The organism is Bacillus sp. NSP9.1, assembly GCF_000465465.2.
Taxonomy (GTDB): domain Bacteria; phylum Bacillota; class Bacilli; order Bacillales; family Bacillaceae; genus Bacillus; species Bacillus sonorensis_A.
Genome location: NZ_CP048273.1, coordinates 1895065 through 1911982 on the forward strand (window position 1 = coordinate 1895065; position 16918 = coordinate 1911982).

The 16918-nt window shown below is 46.4% G+C and carries 16 protein-coding genes and 1 pseudogene; 15 read left to right on the forward strand and 2 right to left on the reverse strand.

What is annotated here, in order from left to right:
• Positions 1-92: 92 nt before the first annotated feature.
• From M654_RS09850 to M654_RS23885, 6 genes are all read left to right on the forward strand, one after another.
• Positions 93-1433 (forward strand): polysaccharide biosynthesis protein, encoded by a 1341-nt coding sequence (locus M654_RS09850; protein ID WP_026586737.1) that lies wholly within the window; start codon positions 93-95, stop codon positions 1431-1433.
• A gap of 59 nt (positions 1434-1492) precedes the next feature.
• The gene (gene stoA, locus M654_RS09855) at positions 1493-1984 is read left to right on the forward strand and encodes an endospore biogenesis thiol-disulfide oxidoreductase StoA (RefSeq protein WP_026586738.1); all 492 of its coding nucleotides are present in this window, start codon (positions 1493-1495) and stop codon (positions 1982-1984) included.
• Positions 1985-2219: 235 nt separating this feature from the next.
• Positions 2220-4127: a heavy metal translocating P-type ATPase gene (locus tag M654_RS09860; RefSeq protein ID WP_026586739.1), complete on the forward strand. Its 1908-nt coding sequence runs from the start codon at positions 2220-2222 to the stop codon at positions 4125-4127.
• A gap of 159 nt (positions 4128-4286) precedes the next feature.
• Complete coding sequence (locus M654_RS09865; protein ID WP_026586740.1) at positions 4287-5381, forward strand: M24 family metallopeptidase; 1095 nt, start codon at positions 4287-4289, stop codon at positions 5379-5381.
• A gap of 109 nt (positions 5382-5490) precedes the next feature.
• Entirely contained in the window at positions 5491-5667 is a 177-nt protein-coding gene (locus M654_RS23880; protein WP_236251227.1) for a hypothetical protein, read from the forward strand.
• 21 nt (positions 5668-5688) lie between these two features.
• Positions 5689-5844, forward strand: coding sequence for a GNAT family N-acetyltransferase (locus M654_RS23885; protein ID WP_236251228.1), 156 nt, complete (start codon positions 5689-5691; stop codon positions 5842-5844).
• Positions 5845-5991: 147 nt separating this feature from the next.
• Here M654_RS23885 and M654_RS24110 read toward each other — a convergent pair whose 3' ends face one another.
• The gene (locus tag M654_RS24110) at positions 5992-6126 is read right to left on the reverse strand and encodes a hypothetical protein (RefSeq protein WP_256860431.1); all 135 of its coding nucleotides are present in this window, start codon (positions 6124-6126) and stop codon (positions 5992-5994) included.
• Between the two features lie 107 nt (positions 6127-6233).
• Between M654_RS24110 and M654_RS09875 the strand changes: the two genes are divergently transcribed.
• From M654_RS09875 to splB, 7 genes are all read left to right on the forward strand, one after another.
• Positions 6234-7205, forward strand: coding sequence for a LacI family DNA-binding transcriptional regulator (locus tag M654_RS09875; protein WP_026586741.1), 972 nt, complete (start codon positions 6234-6236; stop codon positions 7203-7205).
• Between the two features lie 113 nt (positions 7206-7318).
• A complete protein-coding gene (gene glcT / locus M654_RS09880) occupies positions 7319-8164 on the forward strand; it encodes a glucose PTS transporter transcription antiterminator GlcT (RefSeq protein WP_026586742.1) in 846 nt (281 codons plus the stop codon).
• Between the two features lie 223 nt (positions 8165-8387).
• Positions 8388-10484, forward strand: a complete 2097-nt coding sequence (gene ptsG, locus M654_RS09885) for a glucose-specific PTS transporter subunit IIBC (RefSeq protein ID WP_026586743.1) — start codon at positions 8388-8390, stop codon at positions 10482-10484.
• Between the two features lie 98 nt (positions 10485-10582).
• Entirely contained in the window at positions 10583-10849 is a 267-nt protein-coding gene (locus tag M654_RS09890; protein WP_026586744.1) for a phosphocarrier protein HPr, read from the forward strand.
• On the forward strand, positions 10849-12567 hold the full coding sequence (ptsP, locus tag M654_RS09895) for a phosphoenolpyruvate--protein phosphotransferase (RefSeq protein WP_026586745.1): 1719 nt from the start codon (positions 10849-10851) through the stop codon (positions 12565-12567). The genes M654_RS09890 and ptsP overlap by 1 nt, the downstream gene beginning before the upstream one ends.
• A gap of 117 nt (positions 12568-12684) precedes the next feature.
• Positions 12685-12918, forward strand: coding sequence for a transcriptional regulator SplA domain-containing protein (locus M654_RS09900; protein WP_026586746.1), 234 nt, complete (start codon positions 12685-12687; stop codon positions 12916-12918).
• A 72-nt stretch (positions 12919-12990) separates the two neighbouring features.
• The gene (gene splB, locus M654_RS09905) at positions 12991-14019 is read left to right on the forward strand and encodes a spore photoproduct lyase (RefSeq protein WP_026586747.1); all 1029 of its coding nucleotides are present in this window, start codon (positions 12991-12993) and stop codon (positions 14017-14019) included.
• A 59-nt stretch (positions 14020-14078) separates the two neighbouring features.
• Here splB and M654_RS09910 read toward each other — a convergent pair whose 3' ends face one another.
• Positions 14079-14657, reverse strand: a complete 579-nt coding sequence (locus M654_RS09910) for a GNAT family N-acetyltransferase (protein WP_081692832.1) — start codon at positions 14655-14657, stop codon at positions 14079-14081.
• A gap of 307 nt (positions 14658-14964) precedes the next feature.
• Here M654_RS09910 and M654_RS24360 point away from each other — a divergent pair.
• A pseudogene (locus M654_RS24360) lies at positions 14965-15888 on the forward strand (cache domain-containing protein); the annotation flags it as partial.
• A gap of 15 nt (positions 15889-15903) precedes the next feature.
• A complete protein-coding gene (locus M654_RS24365; protein ID WP_409446670.1) occupies positions 15904-16830 on the forward strand; it encodes a methyl-accepting chemotaxis protein in 927 nt (308 codons plus the stop codon).
• Positions 16831-16918 lie beyond the last annotated feature (88 nt).

The window sequence follows — 16918 nt, forward strand, 5'->3', positions numbered from 1 at the left end:
ACTATCACCTTTTTCAGCGAATGAAAAGAAATAATTTTTAGACTTGTCTCATATGAATGGGATATAACCAGCCTAAGACAAGGAGAGACCTCATGAACCGTTTTGTAAAAGGAATCGTTCTTCTTTCGCTAGCAGCTTTTTTTGCAGAATGTCTTGAGTTTGTCATCAATATGATTCTTGCACGGGAGCTTGGCGAGCATGGCATGGGGCTCTATATGAGTGTGCTGCCTTCGATATTTTTGGTCGTCGTCATCGCAAGCCTCGAGCTGCCAGTTTCAATATCAAAGTTTATTGCGGAGTCCAATCAAAAGCTGCATGAAAGCATGCTGAAACATGCCTTGAGGCTGACCGCGGTCTGCACGGTCTTTTCTACGGCGGCTGCGGTTATCATTTTGCCCTTTATTCCGATATTCGATTCGTATCACCCGTTAATCAGGGGCATCGTCATCGGTATGATCCCGACGGTTGCATTTACATCTGTTGCCCGGGGATATTTCATGGGTGTCCAGCAAATGGGGAAAATCGCAACGGCAAATGCATTGAAAAAAATCTTGCAGCTGATCGGCTTGTTTTTATTTTTTCAGTGGTATTCCTTTGATCTGGATACATCGGTATTGATCTCGCTGTTTGTTCTGTTCGCCAGTGAAGTCGTTGTCTTTGTGTATTTATATTCCCAGTTTATTTTGGTGAGACGGGCTGCCGCTAAAGGACAGCATGTCCATTTGCGTCGGAATGATGTGTTAAAACGGCTGCTTACCGTTTCGATTCCGACGACAGGGCTGCGTGTTTTTCATGCTGTTACAAATGCCGTCGAACCTTTTTTGGTCAAAGGGACGCTGCTCGCCGCCGGCGTTTCGAGAACAGCGGCGATTGAGCAGTTCGGTGTGCTGTCAGGGGTTGCCATGACGATCGGATTTTTCCCCGCTTTTATCGCCCATTCGCTTATGGTTGTCATGATCCCGAGCATTTCTGAAAGCTATGCCTATGGACAAATTGACCGTGTCATCAAACGGATCAAACAGTCGATCTTCATCACGCTCCTTTACGGGATCCCGGCGGTGCTGGTGATGTATCATTTTGCAGAGCCTTTGACCCGCCTGTTTTTTGATACGGCAAATGCCGCCTTCTATCTGAAATTGCTTTGGCCGTATTTTTTGTTTCATTTTTTCGTCATGCCTTTTCAGGCCTGTTTAATCGGGATGGGGCTTGTCAAGGATGCTTTTTATCATAATGTTTGGGCCAGTGCAATATCGTTTTTGATGATGTATATGCTCGGTTCAATGGAGAGTTTGCAGATGACGGGCATCATTCTGGCGATGAACACAGGCATGATTTTGCTGACATCTCTGCATTATGTGACGATATGCAAAGAGCTCGGTGTCACCTTGTTATTAACGACGAAAACGGGATCGCCGAGAATTGAAAGCCGCTGATCCCCTTCATAGTTTCCGCTCTTTCGGGGAAGCTAAAATCAAAAAGAAGGGGGGATAAAATGAAAAGAATAGCCGCCTTTTGCATGTCATTGATTTTTTTGCTCTGGACAGGTCTGTTGCCGCCGACTGCTTACGCGCAAAACGCTGCACCTGCGGTGATGCATATGAAAACGATGGAAGGCCAGCGTGTGATCATCCCTTCTGAAGGCCAGAAGACGATCATTCATTTTTGGACGACCTGGTGCCCTCCGTGCCGGGAGGAGCTTCCCCGTTTTCAGTCCTATTATGAAGAAAAACAGCCTGATGTGAAATTGATCACCGTTAATTTGCTGAATGCAGAAAAAAACGAGCAGACGGTCAAGCGATTTATCAAAGCGAATAAGCTTTCATTTCCGATTATATTTGACGCGAAAGGCGAGATGATGAAAGCCTACAATGTGATGACGATTCCATCGACGTTTTTCATCAATGAAAAAGGAGAGCTGGAAAAATCGATCGTCGGGCCGATTACGGTTGAACAAATGAAGGAATGGGCAAGGAAAAAAAGCTGAAATCGAATTTTTCAGCTTTTTTTATGGATGAATGTAAATGATAATTAATATCAAAAGAAAATTATAATAATTATTACTTGAAAAGTGGTGCTGTCGTGCTATAATGAACCTAAGAAGACCGAAAAATCTTTTATATAAGCGAAAAACACTGATGATCTTGCTGCCGTATGGCAGCAATTTCTGTTTTAAAAGGAAATTGACGATGAATTACATTCTCAATTAGGGGGATTTGAAGATGCAATTAGATATCCGCAATCAATCACAGCCAAAATATCATATGTTACATTTAGACAATTGGAGACAGCATGGCGAACTGGCCGCTGCGCTGTTGGCAGGCGTGCTGATCATAGCCGGCTGGCTGTCGTCCGGTAATGAGACATTGTCCGTCAGCTTGTTTTTGGCAGCTTTTTGTATCGGGGGCTTTGCCAAAGCAAAAGAGGGAATTCAAGAAACGCTTCTGGAGAAGACGCTGAATGTCGAGCTTCTGATGATCTTTGCTGCGATCGGATCGGCGATCATCGGCTACTGGGCTGAAGGCGCCATTTTGATTTTTATCTTTTCGTTGAGCGGCGCTCTTGAAACTTATACGTTAAATAAAAGCAAACGGGACTTGACGTCTTTAATGAAATTGGAGCCTGAGGAAGCTGTTTTGCTGGGAGAAGGGGGCGCCCGAAAAGTGGCGGCGGCTGAGCTTGCCTCCGGCGACTTGATCATGGTCAAGCCGGGGGAACGAATCGCCGCCGACGGTGAAATTGAATCAGGGAAAACAAGCATTGATGAGTCTGCTCTCACCGGTGAATCAATACCCGTGGAAAAAATCTCCGGTGACGCCGTATTTGCCGGAACGGTTAATTTGAGCGGATCGTTGACTGTTCGCGTTTCCAAGGCGAATGAAGATTCGCTTTTCAAAAAAATCATCAAGCTGGTTGAATCTGCGCAAAACAGTGTTTCCCCTTCCCAAGCGTTTATTGACCGTTTTGAAAACCTGTATGTGAAAGGCGTCTTGCTGGCTGTCGGCCTTCTCCTTTTTCTACCTCATTATGTGCTGGGGTGGGGCTGGAGCGAGACGTTTTACAGGGCGATGGTGTTTATGGTGGTTGCTTCTCCTTGCGCTCTTGTCGCTTCAATCATGCCGGCTGCTTTATCACTGATATCAAATGGAGCAAGGAACGGACTGCTAGTCAAAGGCGGCGTTTTCCTTGAAAAGCTCGGCAACAGCAAAATCGTCGCCTTTGATAAAACGGGAACGATCACAAAGGGGAAGCCCGCTGTAGAAGACATGCTTTTAGTTGAAGGCATGGATGAAAGCGAGTGTCTCGAAGCGGCAGCTGCTATTGAAAAACAGTCGGATCATCCGCTAGCCAAAGCGATTGTCGCATATGCCGAAGCTAAAGGAATTCGCGCGGCGGAACATGTATCGATAGAAGAGACGTCAGGTTTTGGCGTCAGGGCCCAATACCGCGGGGAGACATGGCTGATTGGTAAAGCGGGATTTGCCGGTGACAAAGAAGCTGACCAATGCCTTGGAGATTCGGTTCAAAAGCTTGCTGAACAGGGGAAAACGATTGTTTATTTGAAAAAAGGAGACCGCTTGGCCGGCTGCTTTGCATTAAAGGATCAAATCAGGCCGGAAGCGAAAGCGGTAATCGGCGATCTGAACGCGCTCGGTATTCAGACCGCGATGCTGACCGGTGATCAGCCGGAAACGGCAGCGGCGATCGCCCGGGAAGCCGGACTCAAATTCGTCGTTTCTGAATGCCTGCCTGACAGCAAAGTGGAAGAAGCGCAAAAGCTTAAACATACGTATGGAACGGTTGTCATGGTGGGGGACGGGATCAATGATGCGCCGGCTCTTGCCGCCGCCGATGTCGGTGTGGCAATGGGAGAAGGAACAGACGTGGCCTTGGAAACGGCTGATGTCGTGCTCATGAAAAACGATTTGACAGGTTTGACGAACATGATTCGCCTCTCCAGGAAAATGAACAGGATCATCAAACAAAATGTCATTTTTTCATTGGCTGTGATCTGTTTGTTGATTTGCAGCAACTTCCTGCAAATTCTCGACTTGCCGCTCGGCGTTATCGGGCATGAAGGCAGCACACTGCTCGTCATCTTAAACGGACTCCGCCTCCTAAAATCGTAAGCAGGCAAAACGGCTGTCATGCTGAAAAGGCAGCCGTTTTGTTTTGATCTTCAACCGATTTCGCTTTGAGCTTTAGCAGAAGCCGGGAAAAACTGATACAATATAGTTGGTGCTTTACATAGGATATGAACGGAAACTGTGATTAGGAGTGGACTTAACGTGGAAAGAATTGAACAAATTTCTGCCTGGCTGCAGGAAAATGATATTTCGTCAGCTTTTATTCATTCAAAAGAAAATGTTTTTTATTTGACTCGCTTTTACACAGAGCCTCACGAACGGCTGATGGGTGTTTTCGCATTTCAAACAGGGGAGCCGTTTTTTGTCTGCCCGCTGATGGAGAAAAATCAGGCCAAAGCGGCGGGCTGGCCGCACGACATCATCGGTTATGAGGACCATGAAAATCCTTGGGATCTGATCGCGGAAGCCCTCAAAAAAAGAAATCTCAAGCTATCCAAAGTAGCGGTTGAAAAAGAAACGCTCTCCCTTTCCCGCGCTGAAATGCTGAAGGCTGTTACAAATGGAGCAGAGCTCGTTTCTGCAGAACAGAAGCTGAACGAGCTTCGGGTTGTAAAGGATGAACATGAAATCCGCATTCTCCGCGAAGCGGCAAAGCTTGCCGACTACGGAGTGGAAGCGGGCGCTGCTGCTTTGCAGGAAGGCATTTCAGAAATCGAGGTTGTCGCCACGATTGAATACGAACTGAAGAAAAAAGGGATTCAAGGCATGTCTTTTTCAACGATGGTCCTGTTTGGCGAAAAATCGGGGCAGCCGCACGGAAATCCTGGAACCAGGACGCTGAAAGCAGGCGATTTCGTCCTCTTCGATCTCGGTGTGATCACGGACGGGTACTGCTCTGACATTACGCGGACGCTCGTCTATAAAGAGGCAAGCAGCCGCCAGAAAGAAATATATGACACGGTTCTCCAGGCGGAAACGGCGGCTCTGGAAATGAGCAAACCGGGTGTGAGGATCGGCGATCTTGATTTAAAAGCGCGGGGCATGATCGAACAAGCAGGCTATGGGGAATACTTCCCGCACCGCCTCGGCCACGGGCTGGGAATTTCCGCGCACGAATACCCGTCCATGAGCCATAACAATGATGAACGATTGAAAAAAGGAATGGTTTATACGATTGAGCCCGGCATCTATATCCCGGAAATCGGCGGCGTTCGAATTGAAGACGATGTCCTTGTCACTGAGGACGGCGCGGAAGCTTTGACATGTTATCCGAAACAGCTGACCGTGATTTTTTAAGGTTTAGTAAATTCAATGTGGTTTGTTCAGCAGGTGATCAAAGGAGCATCACCTGCTCTTTTTCAGCAAACAGGTCAAGAGGTGTAAAAAACATAGCGAGGAGAAAACGTTGGAAATCAGACAATTTAATGCTCAGGACGCTGATCTAAGGCTTGAAGCGCTGCAAAAAAACCGGAAGCATTTGCACCAAGTGATCAAGAAGAGAAGCATCAATCTGCGGAACAATATCGAGGCTTGCGGGGGTTGTCACATTAGTCAAAGAAACAAAGATGAAATTGAGGCATAGAGCAACGATAGCGGCGATGATGTGATACAAGAAAAGCGCGGATATAGCCTTGGAAAGGCATTGTTGACTGAATCGGTCGAAAAGGCGAAAAGCATAGACGGAATTGAAAATGTGTACTTAACCGTTGGGTCAACGAATCGATCAGCTAAAAAACTGTCCGCTTTATTAGGGCTTTGAGGTATTTGGGACGGATCGCAAGGCTTTAAAATTTGAATCAAACATATGTTGATGAAGGCCGACGGTGTTAGGAATGTGGCGGGTGGCAGCAGGAAAAAAGCCTGCAGGCTCTTTTCCTTTAAATCGATGCCTGTTCCGCCGATGATGTCAGTCCTTTGAAATGAAAAAATCGTCAAAACTGCGGAATGGTTTGACCTTATGCTTTTCTTTGAGCGGTGCCATCGCCGCTTTTGAAGACAATATGATAACGATACATAAGAGGAACAGAATCAAGATACCCATTTTTCTTCTCCTTTCGAAAATGAAAACGTGATCAGAACCGATGTTGTTTTCATTCTAAAGTATGAAACGCTTTCCATATCAAGAGTGAAATGAAAGAAGGGAAACCAATGGCGAATATCAGAGAAATAGCTAAAGCGGCGGGTGTGTCAATCACGACTGTTTCAAGGGTTCTCAACGGCCATCCCTATGTTAAGGAAGAGAAGCGGAAAAAAGTTCTTGAGACGATTGAGCGGCTTGAATATGCGCGGAATATGCACGCCGTTCACTTGTCGAAAGGCTTTTCCAATATGATCGGGGTTGTCTTGCCGACGATCAGCCTGCCGTATTTCAGCGAATTAATTGAAGGAATTGCCGAAGAGGCGGCCCAAGCCGGGGTCCACTTTGCGTTGTACCAGACAAATTACCAAGTGGAAAAAGAAATTTTTGCATTGGAGCAGCTGAAGCAGCGGCAGGTGGACGGCTTGATTTTTTGCTCAAAAGCAATGTCTGATGAGGAGCTCTTGAACTGGCGCGAGACAGGGCCTTTCATCCTTTGCCAGGATTCAAAGGAAGAGCATTTTTCAACGGTCAGCATCCCCCATCAGGAAGCGTTCCGCCGCGGTTTGGATTTTCTGATTGAAAAAGGGCACAGAAAAATTGCGATCGGCTTGGCAAGGAAAAATGGGGTCAACAGCCACTTCCGTCTGACGGCTTATCAAGAAGCGCTCTCATCCATCGGGGAAGCCTATCGCGATGAGTGGGTGTTTGAACGGTCCTTGACGATCACCGATGGGCAGAAACTGTTTTCGAGGTGGAGAGGGATGAAGGAGAAACCGACGGCGGTGTTTGTCGCCAATGACCAGGTGTCGGCAGGCCTCTATCTTGAAGCTTGGCATCACAGTGTTGATGTTCCCGGAAAGCTCGCGATATTAAGCTGTGATAATCAGCCGATCAGCCAAGTACTCGGTATTTCAACGATCGAAATCAAGATAAAAGAGATGGGCAGACACGCCTTCCGCCTCCTGCAAAAAAGAATCAGCGGAGCAGGTCCTGAAAAGCAGGTTATCTCCTACAAACTGATCGAAAGATCGACAGTATAAAAAATAGACAATCATTTTCGACATTTTTCTTTCAAAAACGTCAAAATAAATTGACGCCCTTTCGTGAGTTTTGTACGATATGAGAGATTGATGACAAAAAGGAGCTGAGGATCGTGAAAAGATCCTTTACCGTTGAAAAGGTACTCAACAACAACGTTTTAATCGCACTCCACGAGGATTACAGAGAGGCGGTCCTGATTGGAAAAGGGATCGGATTTGGCAAAAAGCGCGGAGATCTTATCGAACATGAGAACTATGAAAAGATGTTTGTCTTGGAAAATGATAAAGAACAATCCCAGTATAAAAAGCTCCTCACATATGTCGATGAAAAAATGGTTGATATCGCAAGTGACGTCATCTACCATATCGCGCAGAAAATCGGCCAGCCGCTGAACGAGCATATCCATGTCGCTCTCACAGATCATATCGCGTTTGCCGTCAAGCGCCTTGAACAGGGATTTGATATGAAAAATCCGTTCCTGCTTGAGACGGAATCGCTTTATCCGAAGGAATACGAAGTGGCCAATGAAGCCATCAAGATGATCAACGAACAACTGGGCGTCGAGCTTCCTGAAGGTGAAATCGGTTTTATCGCGCTTCATATTCACAGCGCGATGACGAATCGGCCGCTGTCTGAAGTCAATCAACACTCACAGCTGATCTCCCGGCTCGTCCAGGTCATTGAAGACTCGTTTCAGATGAAGGTGAACAGAGAAAGCGTAAACTACTTGCGTTTGATCCGCCATCTGCGGTTTACGATTGACAGGATCAAACGGGACGAACCCATTCAAGAACCGGAAAAATTAATGTTGTTGTTGAAAACCGAATATCCGCTATGTTACAATACTGCTTGGAAGATGATCAAGATCTTGCAGCAATCGCTCAAGAAACCTGTTCATGAGGCAGAAGCTGTTTATTTGACATTGCATTTGTACCGTTTAACAAATAAAATTTCATAACGCCTTTATAACGTGTTACTGATTCGATCAGGCATGAGTGAAAAAAGGGAAGAAATGAAGACGCTGTCTTTTGTTTCTTTGTGTACCCGCTTTCACCATGCCTTTTTTGTCGTTCTAGAAACGAAATGTAAACGGTTTATCTTGAAAAAAAGAGGCCTACCTGAACGAAGTTGTCATGAATTTTTGCTGTAAGGTCAAACTATCCTTAGAGGGGGTAAAAACAATGTTTAAATCGCTATTTGGCGTCCTGCAGAAAATCGGACGGGCGCTGATGCTTCCAGTAGCAATCTTGCCGGCGGCAGGAATTCTGCTCGCCTTGGGTAATGCCATGCAAAACCCGCAAATGATTAAGGTCGCGCCGTTTCTAACGAATGGCGGCGTTCAAATGGTTGCGAAAGTGATGGAAAGCTCAGGGGATGTTGTCTTCAGCAACCTGGCTCTCTTGTTCGCAGTCGGTGTTGCAATCGGCCTTGCCAACGGTGACGGTGTCGCTGGAATCGCCGCTATCATCGGCTACCTCGTCATGAATGTGACGATGAGCGCGGTGCTGATTCAAAACGGCTCAATTCCGAGCGATGCAGTTGAAAGAGCGCAATTTTTCGCCGAGAACCATCCGCAATATACGACAGTGCTCGGGATTCCGACATTGGCGACCGGGGTATTCGGCGGTATTATCGTCGGTGTCCTCGCCGCTGCCATGTACAATCGATTCTTTAAAATCGAACTTCCGCAATACTTAGGATTCTTTGCCGGAAAACGGTTTGTTCCGATTATTACATCCATCAGCGCCCTGATCCTCGGATTGATCATGCTGGTGATCTGGCCGCCGATTCAAGGGGCGTTGAACAGCTTTTCGACAAACCTGCTTGCTGCCAACGAAGCGCTGGCCGCTTTGGTCTTCGGTATTATCGAACGCTCGCTGATACCGTTTGGTCTGCACCATATTTTCTACTCGCCATTCTGGTACGAATTTTTCAGCTACACAAACAAAGCTGGAGAACTTGTCCGCGGTGACCAGCGAATTTTCATGGCGCAGATTAAAGACGGCGTTCAGTTGACTGCCGGAACATTTATGACGGGTAAATATCCGTTTATGATGTTCGGTCTTCCTGCCGCAGCGCTGGCGATTTATCATGAAGCAAAGCCGCAAAACAAAAAGCTTGTCGCCGGTATTATGGGTTCAGCCGCGCTGACATCTTTCTTAACAGGGATTACTGAACCGATCGAATTCTCATTCTTGTTCGTTGCACCTATCCTGTTTGCGATTCACTGTGTATTCGCCGGATTGTCATTCATGATGATGGACATTCTGAATGTCAAGATCGGAATGACGTTCTCAGGCGGTTTGATCGACTACTTCCTGTTCGGTATTCTGCCAAACCGCACGGCATGGTGGCTTGTGATCCCTGTCGGTCTCGTGCTGGCTGTGGTCTACTACTTCGGATTCAGATTTGCGATCCGCAAATTCAATTTGAAAACGCCGGGCCGCGAGGATGAGGCTGCAGAAGCTCCTGAACAAGGCAAAGAAGCAGCCGGCGATCTGCCGTATGAAATTCTTGAAGCCATGGGAGATCAAGAAAACATCAAGCACCTTGATGCATGTATCACAAGACTTCGCGTGACAGTCAACGACCAGAAGAAAGTTGACAAGGAGCGCTTGAAAAAACTTGGCGCATCAGGCGTACTTGAAGTCGGCAATAACATTCAGGCGATCTTCGGACCGAGATCAGACACCTTAAAATCACAAATGCAGGATATCATGTCAGGACGTACGCCGCGCCCTGAAAAAGCTCCGGAAGCCGCTGAGGAAGTCGAGCAGCAGATTGAAGAAGTCATGGTCGAACCTCTTCAAAATGAAGCGGGTGAGGAAGTCTTTGTTTCACCGCTGGCAGGAGAGCTTCATCCGATTACTGATGTACCTGACCAGGTATTCTCAGGAAAAATGATGGGCGACGGCTTCGCGATTCTTCCTTCAGAAGGCACGGTCGTTTCTCCTGTAAGAGGAAAAGTGCTCAACGTCTTCCCGACAAAGCATGCGATCGGCCTGCAATCTGACAGCGGTAGAGAGATTCTGATCCACTTTGGAATTGATACCGTCAGCTTGAAAGGCGAAGGGTTCACATCGTTTGTTTCAGAAGGAGACCGCGTTGAACCGGGCCAGAAGCTGCTCGAAGTCGATATTGACAAAGTGAAGGATCAGGTGCCTTCCTTGATGACGCCAGTCGTTTTCACAAACCTTGAAGAAGGCGCTGCTGTAAGCTTAGTGGCGGAAGGAAATGTCAGCCTGAAGCAGGATGAAATCGTCCGCATCGAAAAATAAATTCACAAAATGGCCGTACTTGTCAGATGACATGTACGGCTGTATGATATAATATTGTGAATGTATTAAAGCTTTAAATTAAAAGGAGATTGATAAAAATGGCACAAAAAACGTTTAAAGTAACTGCAGACTCTGGTATCCACGCGCGTCCAGCGACAGTTCTTGTACAAACTGCGAGCAAATATGATGCAGATATCAATTTGGAATATAACGGAAAAACCGTAAACCTTAAATCTATTATGGGTGTTATGTCACTTGGTATTGCTAAAGGTGCTGAAATTACGATTTCTGCTTCAGGCGCTGACGAAAATGATGCTCTTTCTGCACTGGAAGATACAATGAAAAGCGAAGGACTCGGCGAGTAATGCTTGAATTGAAAGGAATAGGAGCTTCAGCCGGTATTGCGATCGCAAAAGCATATCGGCTTGAGGAGCCTGATCTCACGGTTGAAAAGAAAAACATCTCTGATTCTGAGGCGGAAGTAAATCGTTTTGAAGAAGCCGTCGAGCAGTCGAAAAAAGAGCTGGAAACCATTAAAAACCACGCTTTGAAAGAGCTTGGCGAAGATAAAGCTGAAATCTTTTCAGCACATCTTTTAGTATTAAGCGATCCTGAATTGTTAAACCCGATCAAAGACAAAATCAAATCAGATTCCGTCAATGCGGAGTTTGCTTTGAAAGAAACGGCTGACATGTTTGTCACGATGTTTGAGTCAATGGACAATGAATATATGAAAGAACGCGCTGCAGACATCCGCGATGTCACAAAGCGGGTCACAGGACATCTTCTCGGTGTTGACATTCCAAACCCGAGCCTGATTTCCGAAGAAGTCATTATCGTTGCCGGAGACTTGACTCCATCTGACACAGCGCAGTTAAACCGTCAGTTTGTTAAAGGGTTTACAACGGATATCGGCGGACGGACTTCCCATTCAGCCATCATGGCCCGCTCATTGGAAATTCCTGCGGTTGTCGGAACAAAAGCGGCGACGAAGGAAATTCAAAACGGCGTAACGGTGATCGTAGACGGCATCAACGGCGATGTGATCGTTGATCCTGCTCAAGACGTCATCAGCCAATACGAAGAAAAGCACCAAAAGTTTTTGGAGCAAAAAGCGGAATGGGCCAAGCTTGTCAACGAACCAACTGTCACAAATGACGGACACCATGTTGAACTTGCCGCAAATATCGGCACACCTGATGATGTGAAAGGCGTCCTTGAAAATGGAGGCGAAGCCGTCGGACTTTACCGTACAGAGTTTCTTTACATGGGCAGAGACCAGCTTCCAACTGAAGAGGAGCAGTTTGACGCCTATAAAACGGTGCTTGAGCGTATGGAAGGCAAATCCGTTGTCGTCCGTACCCTTGATATCGGAGGAGACAAAGAGCTTCCATATCTTGAACTGCCGAAAGAAATGAATCCTTTCTTAGGATACAGAGCCATCCGTCTTTGCCTGGATGAGCAAGAGATTTTCAGAACGCAGCTGCGCGCGTTACTTCGGGCAAGTACATATGGAAACCTGAAAATTATGTTCCCGATGATTGCGACGGTCAATGAATTTAGACAAGCTAAAGCGATTCTAATAGAAGAAAAAGAAAAGCTGCAATCTGAAGGCCAGAAAGTATCCGACGACATTGAAGTCGGAATGATGGTTGAAATTCCGGCTACAGCGGTAATCGCTGATCAATTTGCGAAAGAAGTCGACTTCTTCAGCATCGGAACGAACGACCTGATTCAATACACAATGGCCGCAGACCGGATGAATGAACAGGTATCTTACCTTTATCAGCCATACAACCCTGCGATTCTTCGCCTGATTACGCTTGTGATTGAAGCGGCTCATAAAGAAGGCAAATGGGTTGGCATGTGCGGTGAGATGGCCGGCGATGAAATTGCGATCCCGATCCTTCTCGGCCTTGGCCTTGATGAGTTCTCAATGAGCGCAACATCCATCCTTCCGGCGAGAACGCAAATCAGCAAGCTTTCTAAAAAAGAGACAGAGTCATTTAAAGAGAAGATTTTGTCAATGAGTACGACAGAGGAAGTTGTTCAATTCGTTAAAGAAACCTTCACTCTCTCATAAATCAAACCTGCAAGCCCGGGCGGTATATTCCGTCCGGGCTTTTTGTATTGCACAGAATGAGGCTTGTTTTGACGGGGATACTACAAGTTAACATCTGATAAAATGGAGGCTTTTTGTATGTCAAAACAACAGGTCAAGGCAGGGGATCAAGTATATGTCATTTATCGCAATCCGCATGCTGCAAATGTTGCCCATATTAAAGAAGCGGAGGTTGTCGAGCATCCGCTCCATGAAGGCGAACTGGCGCTGTTTCTGTTTGATACATACCACGCGTTCGCCGAGGATGACGCCGTTTTTTCCTCATATGAAGAGGCGGAGCGGCTTTATCGTGAATTGTTTGACGAGGCCTAGCATTTCCCCGTATATCGTACATCGTTCATGCAAAAAGTATGGGAAACGACAAAAAGGATGTGTCTCTTTTTAATGGTTAAACCGTTTGTCCCCCAGCTTGTCTACATTGAACCGAGAGCGTTGGAATATCCCCTCGGCCGAAAACTGAAAGACAAATTTGCTAATATGGGCCTGGAGATTAGAGAAACCACTTCCCATAATCAGGTGAGGAATATCCCGGGAGAAGGCCACCTGCAAAAATACCGGAACGCAAAGTCAACCCTTGTCATCGGCGTCAGAAAGACGCTGAAATTCGATTCATCAAAACCGTCCGCAGAATATGCCATCCCCTTTGCGACTGGATGCATGGGTCACTGCCACTACTGCTACCTGCAGACGACGATGGGAAGCAAGCCTTATATCAGAACATATGTCAATGTTGAAGAGATTCTTGATCAAGCTGATCAGTACATGCAGGAACGGGCACCGGATGAAACTCGGTTTGAAGCTTCTTGCACATCTGATATCGTCGGAATCGATCATCTGACACATACGCTAAAACATGCAATTGAACATTTTGGGAGGTCTGATCTCGGCAAACTGCGCTTTGTCACAAAATTTCATCATGTCGACCATTTGCTTGATGCAGAACATAATGGCAAAACGAGGTTCAGGTTCAGCGTCAATGCCGACTATGTGATTAAACACTTTGAACCCGGTACATCTCCTTTGGATCAACGGATCGAAGCCGCGGTAAAGGTGGCGGAGGCGGGCTACCCGCTCGGATTTATCATAGCGCCCATCTACATTCATGACGGCTGGCAGGAAGGATACAGAGCCTTGCTTGAAAAGCTGGATTATGCTCTGCCCCGGCATGTCAGACATGACATCACATTTGAAATGATTCAGCACAGATTCACCAAGCCGGCCAAACGTGTCATTGAAAAGAATTACCCGAAAACAAAGCTCGAACTTGACGAAGAAAAACGCCGCTATAAATGGGGAAGATATGGAATTGGAAAATATATTTATCAACAGGATGAAGAAGCCGAACTGCGCACTGCGCTCGAAACTTATATCGACAAGCATTTTCCTGAAGCGAAAATCGAATATTTCACATGACAGAGCATAAAATGAGAAAATCAAACTGGGAAACTCCTGAAAATCAGGAGTTTCCCAGTTTATGATTTAAAAAAAGGATTTTTCCACTCCATTAACACGCCGTAATGAAGCGATTCTTCATCTTCAAGATAGTCCGGGATTACGCAAAGAGGCGAACGGCCGCATTGAAGAAGAAATGAAAGGACGGGATCGCGTTTTTCTCCCCGCAACACCGCCTGCACATATTGTTCCGGAGACAGCTGCTCGGCAGACTTGTGGTAGTGTGGTATGCGTCCGCCTCCCAACAGCCGCTCAAGCCCTTTATCAACCGTCAATTCATACATCGTCTGCATCAGCCATTTCCCGATTCCAAGCTTCCGATGATCTGGAGAGACGGAAATATCAACGACATAAAGCGAGTTCCCATTGTTTTGGTGTGTGCGGATGTATCCGCTGTCTGTCACCTCATCCCAGTTGTGATGCGGTCGGCTCGGGTCAAAGTCGATGATAAGCCCTGTCATGGAGCCGATAAGGCGGCCTTCTGCAACAGCGCATACAGCTCCTTCCGGAAAAATATCAATATGGGAGCGAAGCTGTTTTCCATTCCATAAAAGGTCTGCGGGAAAAGGTGCGGGAAAGCATTCTCTCTGCAAAGACATCAGCGCAGGAATATCCTCAGGCCGATAATTGCGGATTTCAACCTGCTGAAAAGAAGTACCGTTATCAACGTAAAATTGTTTATGGATCCCCCATCACTCCTTTGCTTATTTCCTTCATTATATAGCGTTTTGACCCCTGTCTTAAACAATCAATAATCCAAGCCGATAAAAAAAGTATGAAAGTGTGTGTAAGGGAGGGATTCGCATGTTTAAAAAACTGCACATTAAAATTGCTGGATTCGTTGCTGTCATCCTGATTGTGACGGTGATCGTTCTCCAATTGTCAACCACGTTCATTTTGAAATCCATGCTTCAAGAAGAAGCGAAGGACTCCACTTCTAGTCTTCTCAACGCGATTAAAGGAAACATCGAGCTTCAACTAAAGAACTACGAAATCGCCTTATCCCGTATGAGTGACGGCCAAATGAGCCAGTCATTTGTCGGGGAAAACGGTAAGGAATTAAAAAATCTTGTTCTCGATGAATTAAAGCAGATAAAGGATAAAAACGAGCATGTCAACTTTGCATATATCGGGACAGAGCAAAAAGAAATCTTTATATATCCGGAAACATCATTTGATAAAGATTTTGATCCGACAACCCGCCCGTGGTATACATTAGCGGAAAAAACACCGGATCAAGTCGTTTGGACTGAACCGTATCAAGATGTCGTATCAGGAGACATGACGGTAGCCGCAGCAAAAGCCATCGTTGTCAACGGCAAAGTAAAAGGCGTCATCAGCTTTGACATTTCGCTAAAAGCATTAAACGAAATCATCAATGATCAAAAGGTCCCTTATGACGGCTACGCCTTTTTGATCGACCAAAATGGAACCATGCTGGCTCACCCGTCAAAACAAGGCAAAGATATGTCAAAAGATAAGATGTACAAAGACATTCCTTCCGCAAAAGACGGGATCAAGCTTGGCAAAGACAATGTCATCGCCTATCAAACGATCGACGGCACAGGCTGGAAAGTCGGCACGCAGTTCCAAACCGATAAACTGCTCTGGGTCGCTCAGGAAATGAACAAAATTGTGCTCATCATCTCAGGTTTAGCCTTGGTGGTTGCGATTGTTCTGAGCTACTTCCTGGCCAAAACCATCACGGGACCGATCAAACGCCTGATCGCCCAAACAAAAGCGGTCTCTGACGGAGATTTGACTGTGCAGACGGCGGTTAAGTCGAAAGATGAAGTCGGCACGCTGACAAAAGACTTTAACAAAATGGTCGAGCACATGAAAGAGATGATCTTGAAGGTCAGGTCGTCATCCGGTAAAGTATCGGAAACAACGGATCAATTGAGTTCCGTATCTGAAGAAACGGTATTTGCGAGCGAGCAGATCGCCAAAGCGATTGATGAAGTTGCAACCGGTGCGACAGAACAGGCTGCAGAAGTAGAAAACGTCAATGAAAAATCCGAGCGGCTGTCTGTGAAAATTAAAGAAATCGAACACCATGCCGACAGCATTCAAAAGCTTTCCAGAACATCTGAAGATGCAAGCTATAAAGGAATTGACGCGCTCGGACAGCTTTTGGCGAAATCAAACGAAGCAAATACGGAAACGAAAAAAGTGGAACAAATGCTTCAGCAGCTTGAAGAAAAAACGAAGAATATTGAAGATGTCGTCACGGCGATTTCGGCCATCTCGGATCAGACCAATCTTCTTGCCTTGAACGCCAGCATTGAAGCGGCCCGGGCCGGAGAAAGCGGACGCGGCTTTGCCGTCGTCGCGGAAGAGGTTAGAAAGCTCGCTGAGCAATCGGCATCCTCTTCACAGCATATCAGTGAAACGGTCAAACAGATTCAGCTTGAAACAAAGGATGCCGTTTCCGCCATGACGGAAGCAAGCAAGCTGAACGAAGAGCAAAATGACATGATCCATGAGACGGGAGAAGCGCTCAGCAAGATTACGGCGGAAATGCAGGCGCTCGTCAAATCGATTGATCACATTTACTCAGAGATCTCAGATATGAGCGGTGAGCAGCAAAAAATGACGGATTCGATCCAAAGCATTTCCGCCATTTCCCAGCAATCCGCCGCGGCGGCAGAGGAGGTCAGCGCCTCTACCAACGAGCAGCTGACGACGCTTGAATCGATCGCCAAATCAACTGAAGCACTCAGCAGTGCGAACAGAGATTTATTGGAAGCGATTGAAAAATTTAAAGTATAGCGACAATGCCCCCTCAAGAGCCAGAGGGGGCTTTATTTAAGCTGTGAGATCCTAATTTTCATGTTAAACTAGAAAAAAGAAAGGAGTT

Bases quoted from the DNA above. Each gene is read 5' to 3' on its own strand.
- M654_RS09890 (WP_026586744.1), top strand. From the start codon at position 10,583: ATGGCACAAAAAACGTTTAAAGTAACTGCAGACTCTGGTATCCACGCG.
- M654_RS09875 (WP_026586741.1), top strand. From the start codon at position 6,234: ATGGCGAATATCAGAGAAATAGCTAAAGCGGCGGGTGTGTCAATCACG.
- M654_RS09900 (WP_026586746.1), top strand. From the start codon at position 12,685: ATGTCAAAACAACAGGTCAAGGCAGGGGATCAAGTATATGTCATTTAT.
- M654_RS09910 (WP_081692832.1), bottom strand. From the start codon at position 14,657: ATGTCTTTGCAGAGAGAATGCTTTCCCGCACCTTTTCCCGCAGACCTT.
- splB (WP_026586747.1), top strand. From the start codon at position 12,991: ATGGTTAAACCGTTTGTCCCCCAGCTTGTCTACATTGAACCGAGAGCG.
- M654_RS24110 (WP_256860431.1), bottom strand. From the start codon at position 6,126: ATGGGTATCTTGATTCTGTTCCTCTTATGTATCGTTATCATATTGTCT.
- stoA (WP_026586738.1), top strand. From the start codon at position 1,493: ATGAAAAGAATAGCCGCCTTTTGCATGTCATTGATTTTTTTGCTCTGG.
- M654_RS09860 (WP_026586739.1), top strand. From the start codon at position 2,220: ATGCAATTAGATATCCGCAATCAATCACAGCCAAAATATCATATGTTA.
- ptsG (WP_026586743.1), top strand. From the start codon at position 8,388: ATGTTTAAATCGCTATTTGGCGTCCTGCAGAAAATCGGACGGGCGCTG.
- ptsP (WP_026586745.1), top strand. From the start codon at position 10,849: ATGCTTGAATTGAAAGGAATAGGAGCTTCAGCCGGTATTGCGATCGCA.
- M654_RS09850 (WP_026586737.1), top strand. From the start codon at position 93: ATGAACCGTTTTGTAAAAGGAATCGTTCTTCTTTCGCTAGCAGCTTTT.
- M654_RS24365 (WP_409446670.1), top strand. From the start codon at position 15,904: ATGATCTTGAAGGTCAGGTCGTCATCCGGTAAAGTATCGGAAACAACG.